This window comes from Paenibacillus sp. J22FR21 (genome assembly GCF_056269135.1).
Window position 1 is genome coordinate 174,913 of the sequence record NZ_JBWDNJ010000002.1, and the last position, 26,450, is coordinate 201,362.

The following is a 26,450-nucleotide window of genomic DNA, read 5'->3' on the forward strand; positions in this document are numbered from 1 at the left end:
TATTATGTTATGGTGTCTGCAGAGGATAACTGATCTGCAGTCAAATACCGCGCAGAACAGGTTTCTAAGCTCGACCTTCTGAGGTCGGCACCTGCATCAGGCGAGTCTTCGATATAAGGAGGTGCAACATATGTTTGCGATTATTGAAACTGGTGGAAAACAGTACAAGGTTCAAGAGGGCGACGTTCTATTTCTTGAGAAGCTGAATGCTTTTGAAGGTGAAGAGGTAACGTTTGACCGCGTCTTGGCTGTATCTAAAGGCGACGAGCTAGTAACTGGCGCTCCGGTTGTTTCCGGCGCTACTGTAACAGCTAAAGTCGAAAAACACGGCAGAGGTCAAAAAATCATCGTTTATAAATACAAAGCGAAGAAAAACTACCGCCGTAAGCAAGGTCACCGTCAGCCGTACTCCAAAGTAACGATTGGCAAAATCCAAGCTTAAGAGGTTAAATTATGATTACGGTCACCATTGAACGGCAATCCGCCGTTAATAAACGGATCGTAGCGTTTGCAATAGAAGGACATGCCAAGTTTGCGAAGCCGGGCAAAGATATTGTCTGTGCTGGTGTATCGGCCGTCTCGGTCGGTACAGTGAACGCGATTGAGGAGTTGGCGGGACTAGCTCTCCCTGCTTCCATGAAGAGCGGCTGGCTCCGATCAGATATTCCGGTAACGAAAGATGCCAGCTCTAACGAGAAGGCGCAGCTGCTGCTGGAAGGTATGATCGTTATGCTGAATTCGATTGCAGCCTCGTACGGGAAGTATGTTGATATTCGTCAACAATTTCGGGAATAAAGGAGGGAACATCCATGTTGAAACTGAATCTTCAGCTTTTCGCTTCGAAGAAAGGTGTAGGTTCCACGAAGAACGGACGTGACAGCCAATCCAAACGTCTTGGCGCTAAACGCGCTGACGGTCAAACGGTAACTGCTGGCAGCATTCTAGTTCGTCAACGCGGAACGAAAGTTCACCCGGGCAACAATGTTGGCATCGGTAAAGACGACACGCTATTCGCGAAAGTGGAAGGCGTTGTGAAATATGAGCGTTGGGGACGCGATCGTAAGAAAGTCAGCGTTTACCCAGTTACACTTGCTCCGGTAGCGGCAGCAGAATAGTGAAAGATCCCTGGTCTGCATGCAGACCGGGGTTTTCTTTTTTTATGAACAAAGCGATATGCAAAGATGATCTTTCTACTTTCTCGTGATATACTGTTTAAGGCTAGGAAAGAACAGGAAAGTAGGCTCGGCTCATGAATCGCATCGGAATGACCAAACATTTTGCGGCTGCATCCCTTTTGGCTCCTGCTGCTGCTGTTTTCATTTGGCCGGCGGAACTCTGGCTGCTGGCTGTGTTTATAGTCTGGCTGGTCTTTGTAGCTGTATTCTGGGTTCATACGGAACGCAGGGAACAAGAATTGCGTATGGCTAGGGCTGCTTCTGCGATGCAGCAAGCATCCATTCGAACGCTTAATCATCATCGCCATGATTGGATGAATGATTTGCAGGTCATATACGGATACATTCGAATGGGTAAAGCGGATAAGACCGTTCAGTACGTGGAACAGATAAGAGAACGGATGTTAACGGAGAGCAAGATCGCGAAGCTCGGAATTCCGTCGCTTGTCTTGTTTATACAGTCGTTTCGCACGATATCGCACTCATTGGTAATTGATGTGGAGATTGACGGTGATGTGAATTTGGCGGAGCTGCCTCTTGACGGTGAGCTTGCTGCGGAATCGATCGTCGGCATTATCAATGCCTATCGATTCGCCATCAGACCCGGCACAGGTGATGCTGATCGGCTCATCGTACGGATTTCGCGGGACGAGCAGCAGCTAAGTGTATCTTTCCACTGTGAAGGAATCATTAAAGAGATGGATGATTGGAAGATGAAATGCAAGCGGGCGCTTGATAATTCACCGCTTAAGCTGGCGGAGAACGGCCTGCAATCAGCAAGTGTCATGCTGCAAGCGCAGCTTGGGAAATAAACGGAGGCTAGGACATGTTTGTCGACAAAGCAAAGATATTCGTAAAAGGCGGCGACGGAGGAAACGGAATCGTTTCGTATCGCCGGGAGAAATACGTACCGAACGGCGGACCGGCCGGCGGTGACGGAGGAAGAGGCGGCGACGTTATTTTCCGCGTGGATGAAGGGCTTCGTACCCTGATGGATTTCCGCTACCAGCGGCATTTTAAAGGCGAAAAAGGCGAGCGCGGCAAAGTGAAATCGATGCACGGCGCTAACGCGGAGCATATGGTTGTACGTATCCCGCCGGGAACGGTCATCATCGATGATGAATCCGGAGGGATCATTGCGGATATGACGCAGCACGGCTCGGAGATTATTGTAGCCAAAGGCGGACGCGGTGGACGCGGCAATTGCCGTTTCGCTACTGCAGCCAATCCGGCTCCGGATTTCTGCGAGAACGGTGAGGAAGGTCAAGAGCGCACGATTACGCTCGAGCTTAAAGTCATGGCGGATATTGGCCTTGTCGGCTTCCCGAGCGTAGGGAAATCGACGCTGTTGTCCGTTGTATCGGCTGCAACACCGAAGATTGGTGCCTATCACTTTACAACGCTCTCGCCTAATCTTGGCGTAGTTGCTGTTGGTGACGGACGCAGCTTCGTTATGGCGGATCTTCCGGGTCTCATCGAAGGCGCAAGTGAAGGCGTCGGTCTAGGCCATGATTTTCTGCGGCATGTTGAACGTACAAGAATTATTTTGCACATTCTCGACATGTCGGGGTCAGAGGGGCGCGATCCTTTCGACGACTGGGTGAAAATCAACCAAGAACTCGAGATGTACAATCCGATCCTGGCAGAACGCCCGCAAATTATCGTGGCGAACAAGATGGATATGCCGGATGCAGAGGAGCAGCTTGCATTGTTCCGCGAACAGCTTGAAGCAAGCGGCGATGCCGAGAAGCATCAACTGGTTGCGATGTCCTCGCTCACGAAGCAAGGGGTTCAAGAACTGCTGTATAAGGCTGCCGATTTGCTGGCAACCGTTCCGGATACCCGCTTGATCGAGGAAGTGAAGGATGTAGCGGAGCGTAAAGTGTACACGCTGGAGCAAGAAGAAGATCGTTCCTTCAAAGTGGGCAAGGAAAACGAAGGTTTCTTCGTGGAAAGTGCCACGATCGAGAAGTTCATGAAGCGTGTTAACCTCAACAATTCCTACGATGCGATTATGCGATTTGCTCGGACGATGCGTAAGATGGGCGTTGACGCGGAGCTGCGTAAGATCGGTGCCAAGGACGGCGATATCGTCCGTATCGGCGATTATTCGTTCGAGTTCTTCGAGGGCAGCGATTTCTCCTATCATGAATAAGTAATGTAAACTGCTGCGGCGGTGTCTGTGCACAAAGGTGCAGACATGCTGCAGCAGTTTTTTGTTCATTCTAAGGTTAAAATAGGTATAATGAGAATGTTGTGTTTATCGATTGCCTATTGCCGCTTTCGTCATTATTCGATATAATGTCCTCTATGGAAGAACAAATGTCTCTTGAGGGAGGACGGCAAGTGGAGGAACGATATTTTGTCGTCCGTGAGGACATGTTGCCGGAAGCGATCGTGAAGACGATCCAAGTGAAAGAGATGCTCCGGCGCGGCGAAGCCGCCACCGTTCATGAAGCGACGGAACGGGTGGGCTTAAGTCGAAGCGCCTTCTACAAATATAAAGACGGCGTCTATACCCAGAATCAATTGAAACGGGAAGCGATCGTAACCATTTCCATGGATCTCGACCATCGGTCCGGCGTCCTCTCGAAAGTGCTTGGCCTTGTAGCCGGCACGGAAGGAAATGTACTTACGATTCACCAAACCATCCCGCTGCAAGGACTTGCCAATGTCATTATTTCCGTTGATACTTCCATGATGAACGGAGCGCTGTCTGAGTTGATCGACGGCATCCGCAAGCATGACGGTGTACGCAAAGCAGCGATCATTGGGCAAGGATAGAGAATTTGAGAGTTGAATTGGAGGATATCAGAATAATGAAGCCGATCAGAGTAGGTTTGCTAGGGCTGGGAACAGTCGGTACAGGCGTGGTGCGCATCGTAGAAGGACATCAATCCGATTTGGAAAGCCAAGTGGGTTCCCCGATCGTCATTGAGAAAGTACTCGTGCAAAATAAAAATAAAGACCGTTCCATCAGCGTTTCTCCGGAGAAGCTGACAGAGGACGTTTGGGAAATCATCTATAATCCGGATATCGACGTTATCGTTGAAGTGATGGGCGGCATTGAATTAACGAAGAACTATATTCTTGAAGCATTGTCCCGCGGCAAACATATCGTGACAGCGAACAAAGATCTGATGGCCTTGCACGGACCGGAGATTTTGGCTAAAGCCCAAGAGAATGGCTGTGACGTGATGTATGAGGCGAGTGTTGCCGGCGGTATCCCCATCATTCGTACACTTGTAGAGGGCTTCTCGTCCGACCGCATTACGAAGATTATGGGTATCGTAAACGGTACTACGAACTATATCCTGACGAAAATGAGCAAAGAAGGCGCAGCTTACGGCGATGTGCTGAAGGAAGCGCAGGATCTTGGTTACGCCGAGTCCGATCCGACATCGGATGTTGAAGGTTTGGATGCTGCTCGTAAAATGACGATCCTTGCGACACTAGGCTTCCGCGCTAACGTAGCACTGGAAGATGTGGATGTTAAGGGTATTTCCTCGATCACAAAGGAAGATATTCTCTACGCGAAGCGCCTCGGCTATGAAGTAAAGCTGCTTGGTATCGCCGAGCGCCAGGACGACTATATCAGTGTCAGCGTGCAACCAACGATGGTCAAGCTAACTCACCCGATCGCATCTGTTAACGGCGTATTCAATGCTGTTTATGTATATGGCGAAGCAGTAGGCGAAACGATGTTCTACGGAGCAGGCGCAGGTGAGCTGCCGACGGCCACTTCCGTAGTAGCGGATCTTGTCGCTGTCGTGAAGAACCTGAAGCTTGGCGTGAACGGCAAACAAGAGAAGCTCGCTTATAAAGTGAAGAAACTCAAAACCGACGAGCAGATCGCTTCGAAATATTTTATGCTGCTCCATGTGGATGACCGTGCAGGTGTTCTTGCCCGCATTACGCAAGCTTTTGCCGAGTACGAAGTGAGCCTCGAGTCTGTGCTTCAACAGCCTAACCCGAGCATCCCGGAAGCGGAAATCATCATCATTACGCATGATGCCAACAAAGCAGCTGCGAAGAAAGTGCTTCAAGCACTGGAAGGCATGGAAGTCGTGAAAGCTATTAAGAGTGTGTACCGCGTAGAAGGCTAAATATTATTTCACATAAAGGAGTCCTATTTCCCATGAGATATCTAGGCTTGCTCGAGACGTATAAAGAATTTCTACCAGTCAACGAAAACACACCGATGCTGACACTACAAGAAGGCAACACGCCTCTTGTACGCGCAGAGAACTTGTCCAAGGAGCTTGGCTTGAACCTGTTCTTCAAATATGAAGGCTTGAACCCGACCGGCTCCTTCAAAGACCGCGGCATGGTTATGGCGGTTGCGAAGGCAATGGAAGAAGGAAGCACAACTATTATGTGTGCGTCTACAGGCAACACTTCGGCAGCGGCAGCTGCTTATGCAGCACGTGGTGGTCTGAACTGTATCGTTCTTATCCCTAATAACAATATCGCGCTTGGCAAGCTGGCTCAGGCGATTATCTACGGCGCCAAAGTTATCGCAATCAACGGCAACTTCGACCGCGCGCTCGAAATTGTTCGCGAAATTACGGCAAAGCACCCGATTACACTCGTGAATTCTGTTAATCCTTATCGGATTGAAGGCCAGAAGACAGCTGCATTTGAAGTAGTGGACCAGCTGGGCGGCGTAGCGCCTGACTACTTGGCGATTCCGGTTGGAAACGCGGGCAATATCTCGGCGTACTGGAAAGGCTTCAAGGAGCTTCACGCACATGGTAAAATCTCTTCGCTGCCGAAGATGGTCGGCTTCGAAGCAGAAGGCGCAATGGCAATCGTGAAGGGCGAGCCTATTGCTGAGCCTGAAACAATCGCAACTGCGATTCGTATCGGTAACCCTGCAAGCTGGAAAACAGCTGTAGCTGCCGCTGAAGAATCCCAAGGCCAAATTAACTACGTGACAGATGAAGAGATTCTGGATGCGTACAAGCTGATTGCACGCCGCGAAGGTATCTTTGCAGAACCTGCATCTGCAGCATCGATTGCCGGTGTTCTTAAGCTGAAGCGCGAAGGCGCGTTTAAAGGCGGCGAAACGGTAGTTTGCGTATTGACAGGCCACGGCTTGAAGGATCCTAACATCGCCATTAAGAGTGTACAAGCCGAGCCTATCGTCGTAGAAGACAACGAAGAAGCGGTTATGAACGCGATCCGTCAGCTTGAGGGTGCGGCAAAATGATGAACCGCCGGGTAATGGTAAAGGTCCCGGCCAGCACGGCGAATCTCGGTCCGGGTTTTGACACACTGGGAATGGCGTTGTCGCTCTTTATTTGGATTGAGATGTCGATTCCCGGTGAGAGTGTCACGTCATTTGATCTGCATGGCGAAGGGACGGAAGGGATTCCGACCGATAAATCTAATTTAATCTATACCGTAGCGCAGCAGGTATTCGAGGCTTCAGGCGTCCAAGTACCGGACCTGCACGTCTCGATGTACAGCGATATTCCGCTGACGCGCGGACTAGGGAGCAGCGCATCCGCTATTATCGCCGCTCTGGTTGCCGCCAATGCGCTGATCGGAAGCCCGCTTAGCGAGGACAGGCTGTTCCAGATGGCCAGCGAGCTTGAGGGCCATCCGGATAATGTCAGTGCTTCGCTGTTCGGCGGCATCGTCGTTTCGGCTTGGGACGGCCAGCGTGCGGAGAAGGTCCGGATCGAGCCGCATGCCGATCTGGAGGTGCTTGTTGCTATCCCGTCGTTCGAGCTGTCAACGGAGAAAGCAAGGCATGCGCTGCCGACGCAAATCTCGATGAAGGATGCCGTCTTCAACGTGGGATGCAGCTCGTTGCTGGTCGCGGCACTGGCAAGCGGCAGCTTGGAGCTGATTCGGTTTGCGATGCGCGATCGGCTTCATCAGCCATACCGCGCTCCGATGGTGCCGGGCATGACAGAAATCTTAGAGCAAGCACCGGATCGCGGTGCGCTTGGTGTCGCCTTAAGCGGGGCGGGACCGACGCTTCTGACGCTTGTTGACCGGAACAGTCCGCGCAAGGCGGAGCTGGAAGCTTTTCTCGGTGCAACCCTTGGTAAACATGGTATTCAAGCACAGACGATGTGGCTGAAGCCATGTGCGGGAGGTCCGGAGATCACGGTGAGCAGCAAGCAGCAGGAGCAATCATTCATGGAACGGATTAAAGGAGAAGTCAGGGCATGATTAGCGTAGCATGTTTGACAAAAGGCTCAACGTCTGACGAAGCAGCACGGTACTTATTAAACGGTCATGGTGCCGATATTCACTATTCCTATCATCGTATGATTGCGGATGTGTTTCTTTCCACCGCGGAAGGCAAGACAACCTACTCTATAATCCCAATTGAGAATACAATCGACGGTTCGGTTGGTCTGCATACCGATTGGATCGTAGATGAAGTAAACCTGCCGATTCAAGCGGAGTGGGTGTATCCCTCCATCCAGAACTTGATTGGCAATGCGCAAGAGCTGGCTGTCGACGGCGAGCTTGCCTATGACAGAATCGTTAAGGTTCTCAGTCATCCGGTTGCGATGGCGCAGTGTACCCAATATCTGAAGAAACATATCCCGCATGCAGAGCTTGAGCATGTCGGCAGTACTTCGGAAGCTGTGCGTATTGTGCGTGATAATCCCGGACGCGGCTGGGCAGCTATCGGACAAGTGTCGGCGGCAGCTGATAATGAACTCGCCGTACTGGAGACAGCGGTAACTGACCATGACAACAACTTCACTCGGTTCTTGTTGGTAGGGACTGAGCCGTTTACACTTCGTGACTCACAGACCCATAAGACGAGTATCCTCATTACGATGCCGGAGGATTATCCGGGTGCGCTGCATCAGGTGCTCTCTGCGTTCTCTTGGCGCCGAATCAATCTTTCGCGGATTGAATCCCGTCCGACGAAGAAGCAGCTCGGCAATTATTATTTCTTGATCGACATCGAAATGTCGCTGGATACGGTACTGCTGCCGTCTGCAATTGCTGAAATCGAAGCGATTGGCTGTCAGGTCCGAGTGCTGGGGAGTTATCCGAGTTTCAAATATACAGCCTCCGAATAGCTGTGATCCGTCCTGAAAGTTAAAGCTCTGCCTCTTGTAATGGAGGTAGGGCTTTAACTTTTTTTTGTAAGGATGGGTGACACTCGCCTATCTCATGCATAGGATGTAGGGATTGATAACGGGCGTTTACCACGTCTGCCCAAGGCGTACAAACGTGACAGGAGGTTTTTGACGGGTGAAAATTCATATTGTCAAAAAAGGCGATACACTATACCTCATTGCCCAGAAGTATAATGTTTCGCAGGAAGAAATCATTAAACTGAATCCTGCTATCACCAATCCGGATATGATTGACATCGGAATGAAGATCAAAGTACCTGCTTCTCAAACGGGAAATATGGACTTTATGCACCAGCATGTTGTACAGCAGGGTGATACATTGTGGAAGCTCTCCAAGGCATGGGGAATCCCGCTCAGTGACATGATTAAAGCTAATCCGCAGCTGAAGAATCCAAACGTGCTGCTGACAGGCGAAGTCGTAAATATACCTAAGCCAGGCGCATCACATCCTATGCATGAGACGCATATGCAAAGTGGCAACGAGAACTCAGGAGCAGGGCATCATCCGCTTCACCCTTCATCGGTGATGCAAGGCGTTCAAGGCTTGATGGGCAAAATGTCGACTGCGCCTTCGTTACTCGGCGGTAAGAAAGCGACGGGCCAAAAACCGAGCACAATGCCGGTTCCAACGCCTATGCCGGTACCGGAGCAAATCGCGCCGACACCGATGCCGGAGCCGGCTCCAATGCCGATGCCATTACCGGAAATCATGCCTGTAGCAGAGAAGAAATATCCGGTATACAATTCCTATGAGCAGCATGTTGATTTATTCAAACAATACGGCGTGCCGGCTACTGAGGTAATGTCGCTATATGATATGCCGAAAATGCCGGAAGCGGTATCTCCGGCGTCAATGGGCGGCGGCTATGGGCAGCCGACAGCCGTATCTCCGGCGTCGATAGGAAGCGGCTACGGCTATCCGTCAGCGGTATCTCCTTCATCGATGGGAGGCGGCTATGGCTATCCGTCAGCGGTATCCCCTGCATCGATGGGAGGCGGCTATGGGCAGCCGTCAGCGGTATCCCCTGCATCGATGGGAGGCGGCTATGGGCAGCCGTCGGCGGTATCCCCTGCATCGATGGGAGGCGGCTATGGCTATCCATCTGCTGTTAGTCCTGCAGAAGACATGGAGTGGTGTCCGCCGGTAACATTGCCATGGGGAGCACCAAGCAACGGTTGGGGTCCTCAGGCAGTATCCCCTGCTGAGATGGGTCCGCAAGGCGGCTATGGTTACCACGATCCGTCGATGGTTTCCCCGGCTAACATGGGTCCGCAAGGCGGCTACGGCTACTATGATCCGTCGATGGTCTCTCCTGCTGAAATGGGTCCGCAAGGCGGCTATGGTTACCACGATCCGTCGATGGTATCCCCGGCTAACATGGGTCCGCAAGGCGGCTACGGCTACCACGATCCGTCGATGGTATCCCCGGCTAACGTGGGTCCGCAAGGCGGCTACGGCTACCACGATCCGTCGATGGTATCCCCGGCTAACATGGGTCCGCAAGGCGGCTACGGCTACTATGATCCGTCGATGGTCTCTCCGGCTAACATGGGTCCGCAAGGCGGCTACGGCTACTATGATCCGTCAATGGTCTCTCCGGCTAATATGGGTCCGCAAGGCGGTTACGGTTACATGGGCGGCGGTCAAATGGCGCCTGTCGTAGCCGGAGCTTCAACAGGCAAAAAAAATTGCAACTGCGGCTGCCATGAGAAACGTGAGGATGAAGCGGACCAGTTTGAGGAAGAGAATGCTCTGAGTGCAGCCCCGAGCAAATCAGCCCCTCCGCGTAAAACAGCCAAAAAGGTTGTCGTTCGCCAAACACGCACAGTAAAACCAAAACGCCGCGGAAGTTTACCGTGGATTAATCGTTAATTGCTAGTTGGAAATAACCCCGGCTATCCTTCTTTGCATGGATTTCATGCATGCGAGGATGCCGGGGTTATTTTTGTGCATAATTCTCCAACAGAGGTGAGAGACTAACAAAAAAGGTAAAAAGGGGAGTTCCCGATGATGGAATTCAGCCTCTGGAAGAAAATCAAAAAAAGGTTGCTGCGGAATCGACGGCCAATGTGGCAATTAGGCTGCCTGCTTGCCGTGACTTTCGTATCGCTTACAAGCATTCAATCTGTACAAGCTATGCCGCAGATGAATCCACCTTCCACCGGAGCAGGAACAAGAAGCGTTATCGAAGTGCTGGCATCACCTTCAGAGCAGGTGACCGTCAAGCTTCACCGTATTTTCTTATGCGGTGAGGAGATGAGTACGCTGGGGCAGATGACATCGAAAGAAACGCTTCGTTTACTCAAGGAGCATCCGGAATGGACGGCTGTGCTTGATACAGAGTCAGCTGTCGTAATGGAGCAGCGAATTGATGACCTGTCGGAATCCTGCAAGCATAACGGCTATATCAGTATGGATAAGGCAGGCAACTTAACGTTATTCGACGGCTCGCCGAAGAAAGAAAAGGTGCTGAGGACCTTTTTCCAACTGGATGTCAACTACATGGAGAGCAGTTTGCCGAAGGAACGGATCGAGGAGCTCGTGAACGGGATTCGGATCACCGACAAAGACGAGTATAACAGTGTGTTGTCCACATTCAGTGATTATGCCGTCGATCGGTCCGAGAAAGTCATGAAACGAGACTTCTAGCCGGTCGGTTCCTACCAGCCCAGCTTCATATTCGAATCGCAGAGAGACGGACGCACGCAGCGTTCGTCTTTTATTTTGTTAAGGAGGAGCGTACCCAAAAGACAAAACGCGTGTTCTCATCGTGCCTATCATTTGCTATAATAGATGGAAGCCAATTTTTGATCATACTATTTTTTGGCATGGGGAGAGAAGAGGCTTGCGTGTTTTAGGGATTGATCCAGGGATTGCAATCGTTGGATTTGGTTTCATTGACAAAATCGGGAGTAAACTCGTTCCCGTCCAATACGGCTGTATTCAAACCGAAGCGCATACCCCTCAAGAGGAGCGGCTCAAGCAGGTCTACGAATCTACTTGTGCGCTGATGGATCGCTATAAACCGGATACCGTCGCCGTAGAGAAGCTGTTTTTCAATAAAAACGTGACGACGGCTTTTTCAGTTGGTCAAGCACGTGGTGTTATGATTTTGGCAGCGGCTCAGCGGGGTTTGCCTGTAACGGAATATACACCTTTGCAGGTGAAGCAGGCGGTTGTCGGGTATGGTAAAGCGGAGAAGCGTCAGGTGCAGGAGATGGTACGCATGTTCCTGAAGCTGAGCGCAATACCTAAGCCGGATGACGTTGCCGATGCGCTTGCGGTGGCCATTTGCCACGCCCATTCTTCCGTTCTGACGGATAAAATAAACGGGGTGAACCGGTAATGATCGATTATGTACGAGGACGCGTCGTCCATTTGGATACAGAGTTTGTTGTCGTAGATGTACGAGATATCGGCTATCGGGTGTTTACGCCGAATCCGTACGCTTTTGCCAAGAGTGATGAAGCTGTGACGATTTATACGCATCATCATGTTCGGGAAGACGCGACGCTGCTCTTTGGTTTCGCAACCCGCGAGGAACAGGCGATGTTCCGCAAGCTTCTTGAAGTGTCAGGTATTGGACCGCGCGTCGCGCTGGGAATTCTGGCAGGCGGCAAACCGGAGACGATTGCGGCTGCAATCCAGCAGGAGAATTTAACGTTTCTGACCAAGCTGCCAGGCATCGGCAAGAAGACGGCGCAGCGGATGGTTCTGGACTTGAAGGATAAGCTTGATGCTATTCCGGGCGGCTTCAGCTTCGCAGCGGCAGGAATTGTACTGGACGATGGAGCTGACAACGGAACCTTGTTCGGCGGCAATACGAACTGGAAGGAAGCGCGCGAAGCCCTTACAACGCTCGGATATACGGCGGCTGAGTTGGATCGCGCATGGCAGGGCATGAAGGATGCTACGCCAGAGGATGAATCTGTGGATGCACTGATGAAACGGGCGCTGCAGCAATTGTTTAAAGGCTAGCAGAGAGGGGTAAGCGTGAATGGACGATCGGATTATTTCCGCCAACCTCATGATGGAAGATCAAGCGGTGGAGCTGAGTTTACGCCCTCGCTATTTGGCCGAGTACATCGGTCAAACTCAAGTGAAAGAGAATCTGAAAGTATTCATTGAGGCGGCAAAGCTGCGCAAAGAAGCGCTCGATCATGTATTGCTCTACGGTCCTCCGGGACTTGGCAAAACAACGTTATCGAATATCATCGCCAACGAGCTTGGTGTTAATTTACGAACCACGAGCGGTCCTGCGATTGAGCGGCCAGGCGATCTCGCCGCGCTTCTTACGAATTTGCAGGAAGGCGATGTTCTGTTTATTGATGAAATTCACCGTCTTCATCGCACGGTGGAGGAAGTGCTTTATCCGGCAATGGAGGATTTTGCGCTCGACATTATGATCGGCAAAGGCCCTAGTGCGCGCTCGGTTCGATTGGAGCTGCCGCCGTTCACGCTGATTGGCGCTACGACGCGAGCGGGTTTATTGTCCGCGCCGCTGCGTGACCGCTTCGGAGTAGTGAGCCGGCTGGAGTTCTACACGGTGGATGAGCTTGCCTTTATCGTGACTCGGGCAGCCGAAATTCTCGGCGTAAGCGTTATTGGAGAAGCGGCGCAAGAAATTGCCATGCGCTCCCGCGGGACGCCGCGGATTGCGAACCGACTGCTGAAGCGGGTTCGGGATTTTGCGCAAGTGCGCAATGACGGCATTGTTACACATGACCTGGCCCAGTCGGCGCTTGGTCTGATTCAAGTGGATCCGCTTGGTCTTGACAGCATCGATCACAAAATGCTCCGTGCCATGATTTCCATCTATCGCGGCGGTCCTGTCGGGCTCGATACGATAGCGGCAACGATCGGTGAAGAAAGTCAAACGATTGAAGATGTTTACGAGCCCTATTTGATGCAGATCGGTTTCCTCCAGCGCACGCCGCGCGGTCGTATGGTAACGCCGCTTGCCTACCGGCATTTAGGCCTTCCTGTGCCGCAGCAGCCCGGCGCTGACGCCGATCAAGGTGAGGGAGGCAGCTCCGTATAATGGCCAAGAAAGAACGCAGTACGGATGAGAGCAAACGTGAGAAGCTTATTGTCTTGTATGATGGTACCTGCAACTTATGTCTGGGCAGTGTTCGTAAGTTGAAGGAGCTGCAGTCGTCAGCCGTGCTGCGATTCATTCCGGTTCAGTCGTTAGACGAAACCTACGAAACAATTCCGGGTCTGGCATCGTTAAATACAGAGACATTGCTAACGAAGATGCATGTCGTTGAAGCAGATGGGACGCTGCATGCGGGAGCCGCTGGCGTCATTCGAATTATGCGGACGGTCAGAGGCCTAAGGTGGCTGGCTTGGCTGTACCGTGTTCCAGGTCTGGGACTCGCTGCAGATGGAATCTACCGAGTGATTGCCGCGAAACGTTATGACTGGTTCGGCCGGACCGATGACAGCTGTCATGAAGGAGTCTGTGCGTTACCCAAAAAAGATTAATGGTAAGGGGGAATGGATGTTTTGCCGATGAAAGGCATAAACGTCGTTCATGCGAACGAGTCCATAGAGCCGGCAGTGAAGCGATCAAGGCTGCCGAAGACGATGCGAACATTTACGCTGCTGTTGACCGGAGTTGTAGGCCTCTCGGTTTGGACATCTGTGCCATCAAGCGGTGCGGCGGTGCCTAAACTCGATAATATTCGTGTAGCTATCTTCCTGAATACAAGTAAGTACAAGCTCGATACGGCTGCAGCCACTTTCAGCTCTGCTGCTGCGCTGCAAGTAGGCGTTCGTCAGCCTTCCGGCGTTGTCCCGATGTTTCAGACGGCAAACGGCGAAACGGCCAGATTTACGCTGGACGACTACAAGCCATTACTGCTTGAGACAACCGATTATATGACGGCACTGGCCGCCTATAAACGGCTCAAGGCAATGGGGGCAGCAGGTTTCATGACAGCAGCCAGCGACTCTCGCGGTAAGGTTTATCAAATCGAAGAAGGTTCTTATGCCACTGCTGCAGAAGCGAAAGCTGCCGGCGACCGGTGGTTGAAGGATGCAACGCTGGCTGGTTATGCCGGCAAATCAAGTAAAGCAGAGCTGATCGGTCCGCTTCATTTGGATACCGGTTTGGTCTATGCCTCCAAGGATGAAGCTCTGAAAGCAGCGCAGTCTCTCGGCGCAAGCGGAGTAGAGGCTTATGCCGCTATGAAACAGACCGGAATGGATGCAGGCGTGTTTACCGTCGTGGTCGGCTCAGAGAGCGATCAGACGGCGCTTGGTCAGGTTAAAGCCCAGGCGCAGAAGGTGAATGGTGCTTTGTCGCTGCAGCAGACGGATGCGACCTCCGCTTATTTTGTTATTCGGGATGATTATACGACGGCTGATTCTGCTTCCAAACCGCCGGTTTCGCTTTATTCAGTGCCAACTACCGGAGCGAAACTATGGCTTTCGACTTCCGCTCCTTCAGGGATTAAGCTGATGGAACGTTATAATCGGAGCTATCGCGGGCAGTTTGAAGTAAGCGGATTAAACAACAAGCTTGCTGTCATTAATGAATTACCATTCGAGCAGTATCTGTATGCGGTCGTCGGCGCAGAGATGCCGTCATCTTGGCCCGCGGAAGCATTGAAGTCGCAGGCGGTTGCGGCACGTACATATGCAATCTATCAGGGATTTGGGTTTCAAGTTGCGCATGTGGTAGATACAACGCTCAGTCAAGCCTACGGAGGCCTCGGTTCCGAGAAGCCGTCCACGATTGCAGCAGTAGATGCGACTAACGGCGAAGTGGCCATGTTCAACGGCAAGGTCATCGAGGCTGTATTCTCTTCAAGTGCCGGCGGCGTTACAGCCGATTCTAGTGAGATATGGGGCAATAGCATCACTTATTTGAAGAGTGCGCAGAGTCCGGATTCCTCCTCAGAGAAAGGGCTTTTTCAGTGGTACCGGATCGCCCTTTCGAATGGATCAGTAGGCTACATGCGTGAGGATTTGCTGGATGTTACCGACCAGAAATCAAAGGTCGGACAACCTCTTCTGCGCGTGAATACCGATGGAGCGAAGCTGCGTCCAATACCGCTTATTCAAGACAATGTGCCTGTCGTGGATCAGGCTAACCGCGGAACGATGGCTGTCCAATTGGAGAAAGTGCCGCAATCCAATGAGATGTCATGGGTACGAGGCACGTATACGGCTGCAGAGATACTGGCATTCACGAACGGTAAGCTGCAGAAACCTATCTCAGGCAAGATCGCGACGCTGGAAGTCAGTCAGAGCGGTCCGTCGGGGCGTCCTACTGAGCTGTTAGTGAATGGACAGAAGATGCAGGTCAAATATCCGGATGTTTATCGCGCTGCATTCGGAGGATTGCCAAGTACCTTGTTCCAAATCGATGAAACAGCCAGAATGACCATAGCAGGCGGAGATCAAGCCGTACGTGAACGTCCGACTATATCCGATAATGGTACGATGTATCTCATCGGTGGAGATGGACAAACGCAAGAATTGAAAGATCGCAATGTCTTCATCCTGAATGGCGATGGCAAAGTGCGAGCGGCAACGAAAGATCCCGGTTTCCGATTCGTCGGTTCCGGCAATGGACATGGCGTAGGCTTGTCTCAATACGGAGCGCGCGGGTTGGCAGAGCTTGGGTATGACTATAAATATATAATGCAATACTATTACAAAGACGTGACGATCGTTAAGGAATGAGAACCAGTCGATGAATGTAAATGAATTTGATTTTGAATTACCGGAGTATCTGATTGCACAAACTCCGCTTACAGACCGCACGTCCTCCCGGCTGTTGACGCTTAATCGCGAGTCGGGCGCAGTGGAGCATCATACGTTTACGAAGCTGGCCGAGCTGCTTCAGCCGGGAGACACCTTAATCCTCAACGACACTCGTGTCATGCCGGCACGATTGATGGGGATTAAGTCCGATACAGGCGCTAAAGTCGAGCTGCTGCTGCTCAAGCAGCTCGAAGGGGATCGATGGGATACGCTGGCGAAGCCCGGCAAACGGTTAAAGGTTGGCGCTCAGCTTTCTTTCGGTGATGATGGTATCGGTCAGCCGCTGCTGCGAGCAACCGTGGTAGGGGAAGGTGAAATGGGCGGTCGCGAGATCGAGTTTCATTATGAAGGGATCTTCCCTGAGCTGCTGGATCGACTCGGAGAAATGCCTTTGCCGCCTTATATTAAAGAACGTCTTGGCGATCGCGAGCGTTATCAAACCGTGTATGCCAAGCATGAAGGATCAGCTGCGGCACCTACAGCTGGATTGCATTTTACAAGACCGTTTCTCGATCAGTTGATGGCTAAAGGCGTACATATCGGATATATTACGCTTCATGTCGGCCTTGGTACGTTCAGGCCGATGTCAGTGGATACAATCGAGGAGCACACCATGCACTCGGAATATTACGAATTAAGCGAAGAAACAGCAGCCATGCTTCGCTCCGCGAAGGAACGAGGCGGCAGAATTGTTGCCGTTGGCACAACATCTGCACGAACTCTTGAAACCGTTGCGGCTCGGTTTACGTATGAGGGTATACAGGCTTGCAGCGGCTGGACAGATATTTTTATTTTCCCAGGCTACGAGTTCAAGCTGGTTAATGCGCTGCTCACGAATTTTCACCTGCCGAAGTCAACGCTGGTGATGCTCGTCAGTGCATTAGCCGGACGGACGGCAGTTATGAATGCGTACAAGGAAGCGATTGAACAAGAATATCGGTTCTTCAGTTTCGGAGACGCAATGTTTATTTACTAGGACAGAAAGAGGAAGTGCACGAGTGGCAATCACATATGAGTTAATTAAGACTTGCAAGCAATCAGGGGCGCGTCTCGGACGCGTACATACGCCTCACGGAATTATCGAAACACCTGCATTCATGCCGGTAGGCACGCAAGCTACGGTCAAGACGATCAGCCCGGAAGAGCTGAAGACGATGGATGCTCATATTATTCTGAGCAACACCTATCATCTGTTTATCCGGCCCGGACATGAAATCGTCCGCAAAGCAGGCGGTCTGCATAAATTCATGAATTGGGATCGCCCGATTCTGACGGACAGCGGCGGATTCCAAGTATTCAGCTTAAGCAACATGCGTAAGATCAAAGAAGAAGGCGTAGAATTCCGCAGTCATCTCAGCGGCGACAAACTGTTCTTGTCTCCGGAAGTGGCGATGGAAATCCAAAATGCGCTCGGCTCGGACATTATGATGGCATTCGATGAATGTGCGCCATACCCAGCCGACTATGATTATGTCAAGAAATCGTTGGAGCGTACTACTCGCTGGGCAGAGCGTTGTTTGGCTGCTCATGCTCGTCCGCAGGATCAAGGATTGTTCGCGATTGTGCAAGGCGGCATGTACGAAGACTTGCGCCGTCAGAGCGCGGCAGAGTTGACTTCCATGGATTTCCCGGGGTATGCTATTGGAGGATTAAGCGTCGGAGAACCGAAGAATCTCATGTACAATGTACTTGATTGTACGGTTCCGCTGCTGCCATCTTACAAACCCCGCTACTTAATGGGCGTAGGTTCGCCTGATGCCCTGCTCGAAGGCTCTATTCGCGGAATCGATATGTTCGATTGCGTGCTGCCTACTCGAATTGCTCGTAACGGTACAACGATGACGAGCTCCGGTCGACTGGTGATTCGCAATGCGAAATTTACCGAGGACTTCGGTCCGCTGGATCCGGAATGCAGCTGCTATACCTGTACGAATTACTCCCGTGCGTACTTGCGTCACCTGATCAAGGCTGACGAGACGTTCGGAATTCGATTGACTACCATTCACAATTTGCACTTCCTTCTAGAGATGATGCGGGGCGTGAGACAAGCAATCATGGAAGACAGATTACTTGACTTCCGTGATGACTTCTTCAATAAGTACGGCTTGCACGAGAACAATAAAGGATTTTAAGGAAAGGGGTGAACTAATATGGGATCAGCAGCATCTTTACTCCCGTTTGTACTTATGTTTGCGGTATTTTATTTCCTTCTGATTCGTCCGCAGCAGCGTAAATCCAAGCAACGCAACTCGATGCTCGGCTCGCTGAAGAAAGGCGATAAAATCGTAACGATCGGCGGTATGCACGGAACGATCATGGAAATCTCGGATGATGTCGTTGTCCTTCGTGTCAACGATGCAACGAAGATTACATTCGACCGCAGCGCGATTAACACGATTACAACAAGCGCCGCAGTATCTGCAGCACCATCTGCGCCTGTAGTAGAGAAGAAAGAAGATCAAGCAGAGAATATTAAAGCTTAATCCAACTAGTAAAAAGAAGTCGGAACGAATGTGGACGAAGAGTCCTATTCGTTTCGGCTTCTTTTTGTTAGCTTCATGGCATAAGTCGGAACTCGCTCATAATTTCCAGCATTTGCGCGCATAATGAACGTACATGCCAGGCGCCGATGGAGGTGGAGAATAATGGGCAATTGGATGGAGATCACGTGGCGGACGTTAATGGCTGTTGTCTTCTTGCTCTTGATGACGAAGCTGCTAGGGAAACGCCAAGTTACCGAGTTGTCCGTATTTGAATATATTACAGGCATCACTATAGGTAACTTGGCGGGGTATATTTCATTGGATACGGATGAGAAATGGTACTTAGGTTTCTTGTCTTTAGGTGTCTGGGTATCGGTGTCACTCGGCATCGAGATGCTACAATTAAAGAGCAAGAGAGTCCGAAACTGGATTGACGGGACTCCGACCGTATTGATTCAGAAGGGTAAAATACTAGAGAAGAACTTAAAGAAAGAGCGCCTGACAACCGATGAACTGTTGCAGCAGCTTCGAATGAAAGATATATTCAAAGCGGCTGACGTCGAGTTTGCGATCATGGAGGCGAGCGGGGCGATTAATGTGCTCCTCAAGACTGAGAATTTACCAGTTACCCCGAAGCAGCTCGGCATTAAAGTGACACCTGAGCGAGAGCCGATCGCAGTCATCATGGATGGTGTCGTGCTGGTGGATCCACTTCAAGTGAGAGGGTTTAACGAGGCTTGGTTGGTCAAAGAGCTCAAGAAATCGGATCTTCGCGTTCAGGATGTGTTTCTGGCTCAATTGGATGATTTCGGGACGCTGACAATCGATCTGTACGATGACAAGGTCAAGCAGCCTAAGAGCCAGCATCAAGCGACACTGCTTGCGGCATTGAAGAAATGTGAAGCGGACATGGAGATGTACGGGCTGCTGTCGGCAGACGAAACCGAGAAACAGAAGTATGCTGCCTGCTCCAAGCAGCTCCAGCATTTAATTGACGAGGTCAGGCCGCTTATTTATCAATAAACAAGAAGAGACCGCCGGTTCAGAACATCATGAACCGGCGGTCTCTATTTTGTTTATTTTGCATCCTCGCGCAAATAAGTAATATTCGCCGGGGTAATGGAACCATTGCGGCGACCACGGCGGAGCGATAGGTTCATCGCACTTAGACGCATGCCCATCGTGGAAGCAAATGTAGCAAGCACCAGTCCACCACACATGTCAATCAACCAGTGAATCCCCAGATAGAAGATCGCAAAGATAATGATTACGGCACAGATGCAGCAGAACCATGCCCATCGTCTGATGCCGGAGCGTACGGCCAATATCGCGAGCGTAACCGATATCGACGTATGCAAGCTTGGGAAGCAGTTATCAAGGCCCGATAATGCACGATACTGATTCTCGAAATCCGGGAATACGTTCAACATGAGGAATGAAACGTTCGTCGGATCATGATACCAGACCTCGTTGACCGGCAAGAACAAGTAGAACGGGATCGCGACTAAGTAGTTAATCATAATCGCGTAACATAGAGCATAAAACATTCGTTTGTTTTTGCTGCGTTTGGAATAAATTCCGATGGATGCAATAAGCATCGCTTGAAAGACAACCACATACATGAAAGCCAGAAAAACAGTCAAATAACGATTCGCAAACATATGTTGAAGATTGGCGACGAAGTTTCCTTCGATCGATTGGAAGAACGTTGCGAAATCATAAGTATAGGTCATATGATGTTCGATGCGCATCTCAAGCTTGTTGATGAACAGAATCAACATTAAAGCGCCGAAATGCAGCATATATTTGCGGTTTAGTACCATCTCTCTGAGAAACAATCCACCAACCTTGAACGGGTTCGTTGCAGCTCCATACCAGATCAGAAGCGTCACCGTAATGGCCGAATAGATCGCGACCGTCGTCATGTTGTCAAACAAAGTCATGATACGTTATTTCCTCCTAAAAGCACCTTCATTATTTCAGCTCGATCTAGTATATCACAAACTATACCTAAGTGAGACCATTTCCAAAAGTGTTCACAAACGGGACAAGCTGTCAGGACCGTTTGGTGTTCACGCCAATCATGCCTCCAAATGCGCCGCAAAGCAAGGTTTCGATGAGCATTGTGAACGTTCTGCCACTAATGCCGGTGTTTGTAGAAAGAAAGCTGACAAGCAGAATCAACAGGCCGTAGGCGATGCCGAGCATGCCGCCGTAATACCATCCGCGCATCCCGGATCTTCTGCCGGATACGAAACCGCCTGCAAGTGATGAGCAGCCATGCACGATCAAACTGTAAAGCGGCAGCTGCGTTTCCTGCATGCTCCCCCACCTCAACATTGTTGAGAGCAGAATAGCCCCTAATGCAAGCCAAATGGATGCATACAAAATGCCAGCGAGCATCGGTGAAGCCATGTGTACCTTAGGAACATTTTTCATGGCGTTGATTGGTTTCATATCGCTATCCCTCCAATTATTTGCGCTCGTGTTCACGATTATTACAAGATATGGTCAAGCTGATCAGAATAGTACAAGTTGGCCATTAGCAGCAGGCATTCCGCGTGATTACCAAATATTCGAACATCGTCATTTCGTATGATGTACTTTGCATCAGGTGACAATAGTTGTACTTTGTGCTGGCATGAATCACTACAGCCGGCAGCGATAAAACAGCCAGATGCGAATGCGGGGCAGTACCAACCAACCTCGCACAACATCCAAGGAGGGCGGCTCATGTGGAATACTTGACACTGATGTTCCGGACGCTTCTCATCTACTTTATCGTGTTTCTCATTATGCGGCTTATGGGGAAGAGGGAAATCGGCAAGCTGTCTGTTTTTGACCTGGTCATTTCCGTCATGATTGCCGAGATTGCCGTATTCGTTATTGAGGATACGCAGCGTCCGCTACTGGATGGAATATTACCAATGGTGTTTCTGCTCGTCATTCAGATTGTCATTGCCGTCATTTCGTTGAAAAACCGGAAGCTGCGCATCTTGTTCGATGGTGAACCGGTTGTACTCGTGGAGCGCGGCAAGCTCAATCGTGAAGCGATGCGAAAGCAACGATATAATTTAGATGATTTGATGCTGCAGTTTAGGGAGAACAAAACGAATATCGCTGACGTCGAGTTTGCCATATTGGAGACGACGGGCAAACTATCCATTATTCAGAAGGATCGGCATGAGCATCGCCAACCGGGGGCATCAGGTGAACATGGCGGGCAAGGACAAGGACAAGGACAAGGGAATGATTCCCATTTCCCCAAGCCGTTTCCTAAAAATTACCGATTTGAAACGCTGCCCGTTCCACTCATCATGGATGGCGAAATTCAGAAAACGAATTTGGAGCAGCTCGGCAAAGACCGTTTCTGGTTGAATAATCAGCTGCGGCAGCGCGGAGTTACTGATGTGAAGCAAGTATTCTTACTCACGATTGATCATCGTGGCAAAATCTTTCTCGATGCAAGGCGGGGGAGAAATCCACATAAGTAAACGACAAACACCGGCTTGTACAAGCCGGTGTTTTATTAGGATTTGAACCATCTGCCGAGAAGGGGAATGCGCTCCGCGTCATAGCGGTCAATAATGCGCATCATTACCATTAGAATGAGATAGACGATGATGCCGGCTGTGCAGGCTGCAAACAAGTTATGCCACAAGGCAGGCAATGCTTGCAGGTTCATCACCCATAACGAAGCAGCACCCATGATGCACATTGCGGCTCCGACTTTAAGGAAATCAAGTACGTTCATGCTGAAACCTACGGAGCGAACAACGGCGATCCAGTGCAATGCCGTGACAAGTACGATATTGACATTGATAGCAATGATGGCTCCGTAGATCCCAAGGGACGGATCAGATGCCAGCTCAACAATGAGTACCAGCTTTACAACGGCCCCGATAAAGGTGTTCATGAGAGCGGTAGTAGGTTTATCGAGAGCCTGCAGCGCTGCTTGAAGAGGAGCCTGTAAGTAAATGAATAAGCCGACAGGGGCCAACCATTGCAGCATGGGGGCGATCTCAACATGATTATAGAGGATACGGCACAGCGGCTCCGCGAACAGAAGCATCACCACTACGAACGGAGCTCCTGTAACAAGGGAGAGGCGCATGGATTGATGGAGACGTTTATGGATCGTTGCGCGGTCACCTTTGGCAGCCGCTTCTGAGAGTGAAGGAACAAGTGAAACGGCAAGGGAGTAAGTGAGTGCTGTGGGAAGAAGCAGGATAGGGACGATCATCCCTTGCAGTGCGCCATATTGTGAAGTTGCCATTCCGACAGCGATCCCTGCCGCGAGCAAAGCTCGTGCAGTCAAAATGGATTCCATTAGATAAGATAAGGATCCGATCATTCGGCTGCCTGTTACCGGTACAGAGAGACTGATCAATCGTCGCATGACCGGGACACGACGTTTATGAAACGGGATGTGGAATTGAGGTTTGACAGAAGCATGCGTAGTATCCAGTGATGAGAGCTCAGCTACAGGATTCTCTCTAATAATAGCGAGCTTCGCTCGTTTACGATCACTCGCATATTGCCAGAGCAGCACAACAAGCCCTCCGATTTCACCCACGACCACGCCGAGCATCGCTCCTGCCGCTCCCCATGCTAGTCCATATGGCAGCAGCCACTTCGCGAATAACAGGGCAAATACAATGCGAATCACGGTCTCGAGCGTCTGCGAAAGTGCAGTTGGAATCATGTTTTGCTTCCCTTGAAAATAACCCCGATATACCGAGGAGATCCCAATGATGAGCAGAAGCGGAGTCATCATGAGGAAGGTCTGATAAACGCGCGGATCAGTCATCAGCCGCGTCGTAATCCATGGCGTGAGCCAAACAAATAAGCCGGTAAGCAGGAGTGACAGCAGCACCGTAAGTGCCATCGCTGAACGGAATATCTGTTTAACCCGCTTAGAATCGCCCTTGGATTCCGCTTCAGCTATCCATTTGGCAACGGCCAATGGAATTCCGCCGGTAATCAAGGTGAGCAGGACGATCAGAAACGGGTAACCGAGCTGGTACAAACCTACTCCCTCAGCACCGATAATGCGGGGAAGCGCAATACGCGGTACAAAGGCTAGGATTCGATTCACAATGCCTGCAAGCAGCAGAATTAATGCGCCTTTAATAAAAGATTGCTTGGTCACAGTCGGTTCCTCTCCCTTTACGTTCGATCCCTTTCCTTCACTTCCCTTACCAGCAAGACCTGTCCTGTTCTATCCTTATGCTTATGCGCAGCATGTCCGAATCCATGTCATTTTTTCAAATGCGGTTACGAGAAGCAGGAAAGCGGTAAGCGGGCAGCGAATGAATATAGGATAAAGGGCATAGTAACGTGAGGAGGTCGTGAGTATGACGGGCGAATTAGTACCATTAACGAATGAAGAATGGATCGCGACCATCGAACATTTATGTGATAGCAAAGCTGAAGAATTTCGTTTGATCGGCTACGAGCATGTAACTGGGAATGATATATGGCAGTGTGTGAAGGACCGGTATACCAAAACAGGCGAACCGGCCATGCATCAGGTCGTCAACGATATTTTGTCGCTGAAAGTGACAAAATTTATGAACTTTTTGACGGTAAGTGCCTATAAAGGGACCCATTTTTAACGAGTGGGCTCTTTTTTTTGACTCGTTTTTGAGGCATCGCTATAATAGGAATGTTGACACAAGAGAATTTAAGGGGGAACTGAGGGTATTATGAATCGTCTGTTAGCATTCGTACTCATCGTCGTGCTATCTGCCGGCGTAGTAGCGGGAACAAGCTCTTGGCTTTTCAACGACGTGAAACTAGGACTTGATTTGAAAGGCGGATTTGAAATCCTGTATGAAGCTCAGCCTATTGAGGCTGGCGGTAAAGTGACGAAGGAGTCTCTGATTGAGACGGCCAAGAGCCTTGAGGCACGTGCCAATGCAACAGGTGTAGCAGAGCCGGAAGTCACGACAGAAGGCAGCAATCGGATTCGCGTCAAGATTGCCGGAGTTTCTGACGAGAACAAAGTAAGGGATGTCCTCAAGAAACCTGCAGAACTGACATTCCGCAGTGCGCGCGGATGCGCCGCTGATAAAGGATACTGTAGAGTCGAGCTTACAGGCATCGACTTCAAACAGAACGGAGCTTCCGTTCATCAAACGAACCTGAATGCTTATGAAATTGCAATTAAGCTGAAGAGCGCTAGTAAGTTCGCTGAAGTAACACGCGAAATTGCTAAGCTGAGCCCGAACAACCAGCTCGCCATCTATTTGGATGAGACGGAGTTGTCTGCGCCAAATGTTGCGGCTGAAATTAACCAAAACGAAGCGGTTATTACGGGTAATTACACGCGTGAAGAAGCGAATGACCTTAAAAATACAATCAACTTAGGTGCGTTGCCGCTTAAGCTGACCGAGAAATACACACAAAGTGTCGGTGCTACACTAGGTAAATTGTCCCTGAAAGAGACGGTTGTTGCCGGTGCTATCGGTACTGTGCTGATTTTGCTCTTCATGATGTTGTTCTATCGGTTGCCTGGCCTTATTGCGAGCTTCTGTATCATCGTATACATTTGGCTCCTATTGCTCGGCTTCAACTTGATTGATGCCACGCTGACATTGCCGGGTATCGCAGCCTTCATTCTCGGAATCGGGATGGCGGTTGACGCCAATATCATTATGGCGGAGCGGATTAAAGAAGAAATGCGCAGCGGCAAGAGCATTCTGTCTTCACAGAAAGCAGGCTCCAAACATTCGTTCCGCACCATTATCGATGCGCATGTTACGACTACAATCGCTGCACTCGTGCTATTCTTTATCGGTGTAGGTTCCGTTAAAGGTTTTGCGGTAATCCTGCTTCTAAGTATCATCATCAGTGTATTGACGAACGTGTTCTTCTCTCGCCTGCTCCTTACTTTGATTATCCGCAGCGGCATTGTGAAGAAGAAATCTTACTTCGGTGTCAAGGAGAGTGAAGTACGTGCGCTTTAGTGGATTTGCAGAGATTTCGGATCGTAAGTTCGATTTCGTGAAGAAGGCTCGATACTTCTTCATTTTCTCGATTATTATTACAGTCCTTGGTGTCATCACGCTTGGCATCCATGGCTTGAATTATGGCGTCGACTTCCGTGCCGGCTCCAGCGTTGATATTGCCGTGAAGAAGGATTTGACGGGTCAGAAAGAAGAGATTGAGAAGTATCTAAAGGAAAATGAATTTGGTGAGCCTGGTTTAACGGTCGGTACAAGCCGTGTCACGCTTCGTTTCGACGATGTACTGACAGATGCGAAGGAGAAGGCGTTGAAGGCAGGCTTTGCCGAGAAATTCGACAAGGATGCTTCCGCCGAGGTGAATACGGTAGACGTTGAAATCGCCAAAGAGCTTCAGACGAATGCGCTGTATGCGATCCTCGTAGCAAGTATCGGGATTGTTATCTATGTCAGTATTCGGTTTGAGTGGCGGTTCGCGATTGCAGCGATCGTAGCTTTGCTGCATGATGCCTTTATCGTAATCAGCTTGTTCTCGATTTTTAAGCTCGAAGTGAATCTCCCATTCATCGTGGCGATCTTGACCATCATCGGTTACTCCATCAACGATACGATCGTAATATTTGACCGGATTCGAGAGAATCTGCGGTTCGCTAAACTCAAGAATGCAGCGGATATCGCCAAGCTGGTGAATGAGAGTATCTGGCAGACGTTGACGCGTTCCATTAATACGGTTATGACCGTAGTCGTGGCTGCGCTTTGCCTGCTTATCTTCGGCAGCGAGTCTATCAGACTGTTCTCACTGGCAATCTTGTTTGGTCTAATAAGCGGAGCGTATTCGTCCATCTTTATTGCGAGTCAGCTGTGGCTTGTCATGAAGAAGAAACAAAAACCAAAAGCAGCAGTCAAGTCTCCGGCTGCATCGTAGTATG

28 protein-coding genes are annotated in these 26,450 nt (G+C 50.3%); 25 read left to right on the forward strand and 3 right to left on the reverse strand.

The annotated features are described in order from the left end of the window. Positions 1–130: 130 nt before the first annotated feature. From rplU to AC0YNS_RS06690, 21 genes are all read left to right on the forward strand, one after another. Positions 131–442 (forward strand): 50S ribosomal protein L21, encoded by a 312-nt coding sequence (gene rplU / locus AC0YNS_RS06590; protein ID WP_091214815.1) that lies wholly within the window; start codon positions 131–133, stop codon positions 440–442. Positions 443–453: 11 nt separating this feature from the next. Continuing rightward, complete coding sequence (locus AC0YNS_RS06595; RefSeq protein ID WP_475780238.1) at positions 454–795, forward strand: ribosomal-processing cysteine protease Prp; 342 nt, start codon at positions 454–456, stop codon at positions 793–795. A gap of 14 nt (positions 796–809) precedes the next feature. Next, entirely contained in the window at positions 810–1,115 is a 306-nt protein-coding gene (gene rpmA, locus AC0YNS_RS06600; protein WP_090983078.1) for a 50S ribosomal protein L27, read from the forward strand. Between the two features lie 134 nt (positions 1,116–1,249). Then, positions 1,250–1,987 carry a Spo0B domain-containing protein gene (locus AC0YNS_RS06605; protein WP_475780239.1) on the forward strand — a complete coding sequence of 246 codons (738 nt, stop codon included), beginning with the start codon at positions 1,250–1,252 and terminating at the stop codon, positions 1,985–1,987. Positions 1,988–2,001: 14 nt separating this feature from the next. Continuing rightward, entirely contained in the window at positions 2,002–3,330 is a 1,329-nt protein-coding gene (gene obgE, locus AC0YNS_RS06610) for a GTPase ObgE (RefSeq protein WP_475780240.1), read from the forward strand. A gap of 191 nt (positions 3,331–3,521) precedes the next feature. After that, the gene (locus AC0YNS_RS06615) at positions 3,522–3,959 is read left to right on the forward strand and encodes an ACT domain-containing protein (protein ID WP_475780241.1); all 438 of its coding nucleotides are present in this window, start codon (positions 3,522–3,524) and stop codon (positions 3,957–3,959) included. A gap of 35 nt (positions 3,960–3,994) precedes the next feature. Continuing rightward, the gene (locus AC0YNS_RS06620; protein WP_475780242.1) at positions 3,995–5,281 is read left to right on the forward strand and encodes a homoserine dehydrogenase; all 1,287 of its coding nucleotides are present in this window, start codon (positions 3,995–3,997) and stop codon (positions 5,279–5,281) included. A gap of 32 nt (positions 5,282–5,313) precedes the next feature. Continuing rightward, positions 5,314–6,387 carry a threonine synthase gene (gene thrC / locus AC0YNS_RS06625; protein ID WP_475780243.1) on the forward strand — a complete coding sequence of 358 codons (1,074 nt, stop codon included), beginning with the start codon at positions 5,314–5,316 and terminating at the stop codon, positions 6,385–6,387. After that, the gene (gene thrB, locus AC0YNS_RS06630) at positions 6,384–7,361 is read left to right on the forward strand and encodes a homoserine kinase (protein ID WP_475780244.1); all 978 of its coding nucleotides are present in this window, start codon (positions 6,384–6,386) and stop codon (positions 7,359–7,361) included. Before thrC ends, thrB begins: the two co-directional genes overlap by 4 nt. Beyond that, entirely contained in the window at positions 7,358–8,233 is an 876-nt protein-coding gene (gene pheA / locus AC0YNS_RS06635; RefSeq protein WP_475780245.1) for a prephenate dehydratase, read from the forward strand. The genes thrB and pheA overlap by 4 nt, the downstream gene beginning before the upstream one ends. Positions 8,234–8,408: 175 nt before the next feature. Then, a complete protein-coding gene (locus AC0YNS_RS06640; RefSeq protein WP_475780246.1) occupies positions 8,409–10,166 on the forward strand; it encodes a LysM peptidoglycan-binding domain-containing protein in 1,758 nt (585 codons plus the stop codon). A 135-nt stretch (positions 10,167–10,301) separates the two neighbouring features. Next, positions 10,302–10,943 (forward strand): BofC C-terminal domain-containing protein, encoded by a 642-nt coding sequence (locus AC0YNS_RS06645; protein ID WP_475780247.1) that lies wholly within the window; start codon positions 10,302–10,304, stop codon positions 10,941–10,943. A 196-nt stretch (positions 10,944–11,139) separates the two neighbouring features. Then, positions 11,140–11,640 carry a crossover junction endodeoxyribonuclease RuvC gene (ruvC, locus tag AC0YNS_RS06650; protein WP_475780248.1) on the forward strand — a complete coding sequence of 167 codons (501 nt, stop codon included), beginning with the start codon at positions 11,140–11,142 and terminating at the stop codon, positions 11,638–11,640. Next, on the forward strand, positions 11,640–12,272 hold the full coding sequence (gene ruvA / locus AC0YNS_RS06655) for a Holliday junction branch migration protein RuvA (RefSeq protein WP_475780249.1): 633 nt from the start codon (positions 11,640–11,642) through the stop codon (positions 12,270–12,272). The genes ruvC and ruvA overlap by 1 nt, the downstream gene beginning before the upstream one ends. 19 nt (positions 12,273–12,291) lie before the next feature. Continuing rightward, on the forward strand, positions 12,292–13,335 hold the full coding sequence (ruvB, locus tag AC0YNS_RS06660; protein WP_475780250.1) for a Holliday junction branch migration DNA helicase RuvB: 1,044 nt from the start codon (positions 12,292–12,294) through the stop codon (positions 13,333–13,335). Continuing rightward, the gene (locus AC0YNS_RS06665; RefSeq protein ID WP_090983104.1) at positions 13,335–13,781 is read left to right on the forward strand and encodes a thiol-disulfide oxidoreductase DCC family protein; all 447 of its coding nucleotides are present in this window, start codon (positions 13,335–13,337) and stop codon (positions 13,779–13,781) included. The genes ruvB and AC0YNS_RS06665 overlap by 1 nt, the downstream gene beginning before the upstream one ends. Positions 13,782–13,808: 27 nt before the next feature. Further along, complete coding sequence (locus tag AC0YNS_RS06670) at positions 13,809–15,989, forward strand: SpoIID/LytB domain-containing protein (protein ID WP_475780251.1); 2,181 nt, start codon at positions 13,809–13,811, stop codon at positions 15,987–15,989. 10 nt (positions 15,990–15,999) lie between these two features. Continuing rightward, complete coding sequence (gene queA / locus AC0YNS_RS06675; protein WP_475780252.1) at positions 16,000–17,046, forward strand: tRNA preQ1(34) S-adenosylmethionine ribosyltransferase-isomerase QueA; 1,047 nt, start codon at positions 16,000–16,002, stop codon at positions 17,044–17,046. Between the two features lie 22 nt (positions 17,047–17,068). Continuing rightward, positions 17,069–18,202, forward strand: a complete 1,134-nt coding sequence (tgt, locus tag AC0YNS_RS06680) for a tRNA guanosine(34) transglycosylase Tgt (protein ID WP_475780253.1) — start codon at positions 17,069–17,071, stop codon at positions 18,200–18,202. 18 nt (positions 18,203–18,220) lie between these two features. After that, positions 18,221–18,553: a preprotein translocase subunit YajC gene (gene yajC, locus AC0YNS_RS06685; protein ID WP_475780254.1), complete on the forward strand. Its 333-nt coding sequence runs from the start codon at positions 18,221–18,223 to the stop codon at positions 18,551–18,553. Between the two features lie 162 nt (positions 18,554–18,715). After that, on the forward strand, positions 18,716–19,576 hold the full coding sequence (locus tag AC0YNS_RS06690; protein WP_475780255.1) for a DUF421 domain-containing protein: 861 nt from the start codon (positions 18,716–18,718) through the stop codon (positions 19,574–19,576). A 53-nt stretch (positions 19,577–19,629) separates the two neighbouring features. Here AC0YNS_RS06690 and AC0YNS_RS06695 read toward each other — a convergent pair whose 3' ends face one another. Together AC0YNS_RS06695 and AC0YNS_RS06700 are read right to left on the reverse strand one after the other, a co-directional pair. Further along, positions 19,630–20,496: a phosphatase PAP2 family protein gene (locus AC0YNS_RS06695; RefSeq protein ID WP_475780256.1), complete on the reverse strand. Its 867-nt coding sequence runs from the start codon at positions 20,494–20,496 to the stop codon at positions 19,630–19,632. A gap of 112 nt (positions 20,497–20,608) precedes the next feature. Next, positions 20,609–21,010: a TIGR04086 family membrane protein gene (locus tag AC0YNS_RS06700; protein WP_475780257.1), complete on the reverse strand. Its 402-nt coding sequence runs from the start codon at positions 21,008–21,010 to the stop codon at positions 20,609–20,611. A gap of 278 nt (positions 21,011–21,288) precedes the next feature. Between AC0YNS_RS06700 and AC0YNS_RS06705 the strand changes: the two genes are divergently transcribed. After that, positions 21,289–22,047, forward strand: a complete 759-nt coding sequence (locus AC0YNS_RS06705; RefSeq protein ID WP_475780258.1) for a YetF domain-containing protein — start codon at positions 21,289–21,291, stop codon at positions 22,045–22,047. A 35-nt stretch (positions 22,048–22,082) separates the two neighbouring features. Here the strand turns inward: AC0YNS_RS06705 and AC0YNS_RS06710 are convergent, their stop codons facing one another. Continuing rightward, a complete protein-coding gene (locus AC0YNS_RS06710; RefSeq protein ID WP_475780259.1) occupies positions 22,083–23,705 on the reverse strand; it encodes a putative polysaccharide biosynthesis protein in 1,623 nt (540 codons plus the stop codon). Positions 23,706–23,910: 205 nt separating this feature from the next. Between AC0YNS_RS06710 and AC0YNS_RS06715 the strand changes: the two genes are divergently transcribed. The 3 genes from AC0YNS_RS06715 (at position 23,911) to secF (ending at position 26,446) form a co-directional block, all read left to right on the forward strand. Then, a complete protein-coding gene (locus tag AC0YNS_RS06715; protein ID WP_475780260.1) occupies positions 23,911–24,171 on the forward strand; it encodes a post-transcriptional regulator in 261 nt (86 codons plus the stop codon). Positions 24,172–24,261: 90 nt separating this feature from the next. Further along, positions 24,262–25,524, forward strand: a complete 1,263-nt coding sequence (secD, locus tag AC0YNS_RS06720) for a protein translocase subunit SecD (RefSeq protein WP_475780261.1) — start codon at positions 24,262–24,264, stop codon at positions 25,522–25,524. Beyond that, a complete protein-coding gene (secF, locus tag AC0YNS_RS06725) occupies positions 25,514–26,446 on the forward strand; it encodes a protein translocase subunit SecF (protein WP_475780262.1) in 933 nt (310 codons plus the stop codon). Before secD ends, secF begins: the two co-directional genes overlap by 11 nt. Positions 26,447–26,450: the final 4 nt, after the last annotated feature.

Bases quoted from the DNA above. Each gene is read 5' to 3' on its own strand.
- rplU (WP_091214815.1), top strand. From the start codon at position 131: ATGTTTGCGATTATTGAAACTGGTGGAAAACAGTACAAGGTTCAAGAG.
- AC0YNS_RS06595 (WP_475780238.1), top strand. From the start codon at position 454: ATGATTACGGTCACCATTGAACGGCAATCCGCCGTTAATAAACGGATC.
- rpmA (WP_090983078.1), top strand. From the start codon at position 810: ATGTTGAAACTGAATCTTCAGCTTTTCGCTTCGAAGAAAGGTGTAGGT.
- AC0YNS_RS06605 (WP_475780239.1), top strand. From the start codon at position 1,250: ATGAATCGCATCGGAATGACCAAACATTTTGCGGCTGCATCCCTTTTG.
- obgE (WP_475780240.1), top strand. From the start codon at position 2,002: ATGTTTGTCGACAAAGCAAAGATATTCGTAAAAGGCGGCGACGGAGGA.
- AC0YNS_RS06620 (WP_475780242.1), top strand. From the start codon at position 3,995: ATGAAGCCGATCAGAGTAGGTTTGCTAGGGCTGGGAACAGTCGGTACA.
- thrC (WP_475780243.1), top strand. From the start codon at position 5,314: ATGAGATATCTAGGCTTGCTCGAGACGTATAAAGAATTTCTACCAGTC.
- thrB (WP_475780244.1), top strand. From the start codon at position 6,384: ATGATGAACCGCCGGGTAATGGTAAAGGTCCCGGCCAGCACGGCGAAT.
- pheA (WP_475780245.1), top strand. From the start codon at position 7,358: ATGATTAGCGTAGCATGTTTGACAAAAGGCTCAACGTCTGACGAAGCA.
- AC0YNS_RS06645 (WP_475780247.1), top strand. From the start codon at position 10,302: ATGATGGAATTCAGCCTCTGGAAGAAAATCAAAAAAAGGTTGCTGCGG.
- ruvA (WP_475780249.1), top strand. From the start codon at position 11,640: ATGATCGATTATGTACGAGGACGCGTCGTCCATTTGGATACAGAGTTT.
- ruvB (WP_475780250.1), top strand. From the start codon at position 12,292: ATGGACGATCGGATTATTTCCGCCAACCTCATGATGGAAGATCAAGCG.
- AC0YNS_RS06665 (WP_090983104.1), top strand. From the start codon at position 13,335: ATGGCCAAGAAAGAACGCAGTACGGATGAGAGCAAACGTGAGAAGCTT.
- AC0YNS_RS06670 (WP_475780251.1), top strand. From the start codon at position 13,809: ATGAAAGGCATAAACGTCGTTCATGCGAACGAGTCCATAGAGCCGGCA.
- queA (WP_475780252.1), top strand. From the start codon at position 16,000: ATGAATGTAAATGAATTTGATTTTGAATTACCGGAGTATCTGATTGCA.
- yajC (WP_475780254.1), top strand. From the start codon at position 18,221: ATGGGATCAGCAGCATCTTTACTCCCGTTTGTACTTATGTTTGCGGTA.
- AC0YNS_RS06690 (WP_475780255.1), top strand. From the start codon at position 18,716: ATGGGCAATTGGATGGAGATCACGTGGCGGACGTTAATGGCTGTTGTC.
- AC0YNS_RS06695 (WP_475780256.1), bottom strand. From the start codon at position 20,496: ATGACTTTGTTTGACAACATGACGACGGTCGCGATCTATTCGGCCATT.
- AC0YNS_RS06700 (WP_475780257.1), bottom strand. From the start codon at position 21,010: ATGAAACCAATCAACGCCATGAAAAATGTTCCTAAGGTACACATGGCT.
- AC0YNS_RS06715 (WP_475780260.1), top strand. From the start codon at position 23,911: ATGACGGGCGAATTAGTACCATTAACGAATGAAGAATGGATCGCGACC.
- secD (WP_475780261.1), top strand. From the start codon at position 24,262: ATGAATCGTCTGTTAGCATTCGTACTCATCGTCGTGCTATCTGCCGGC.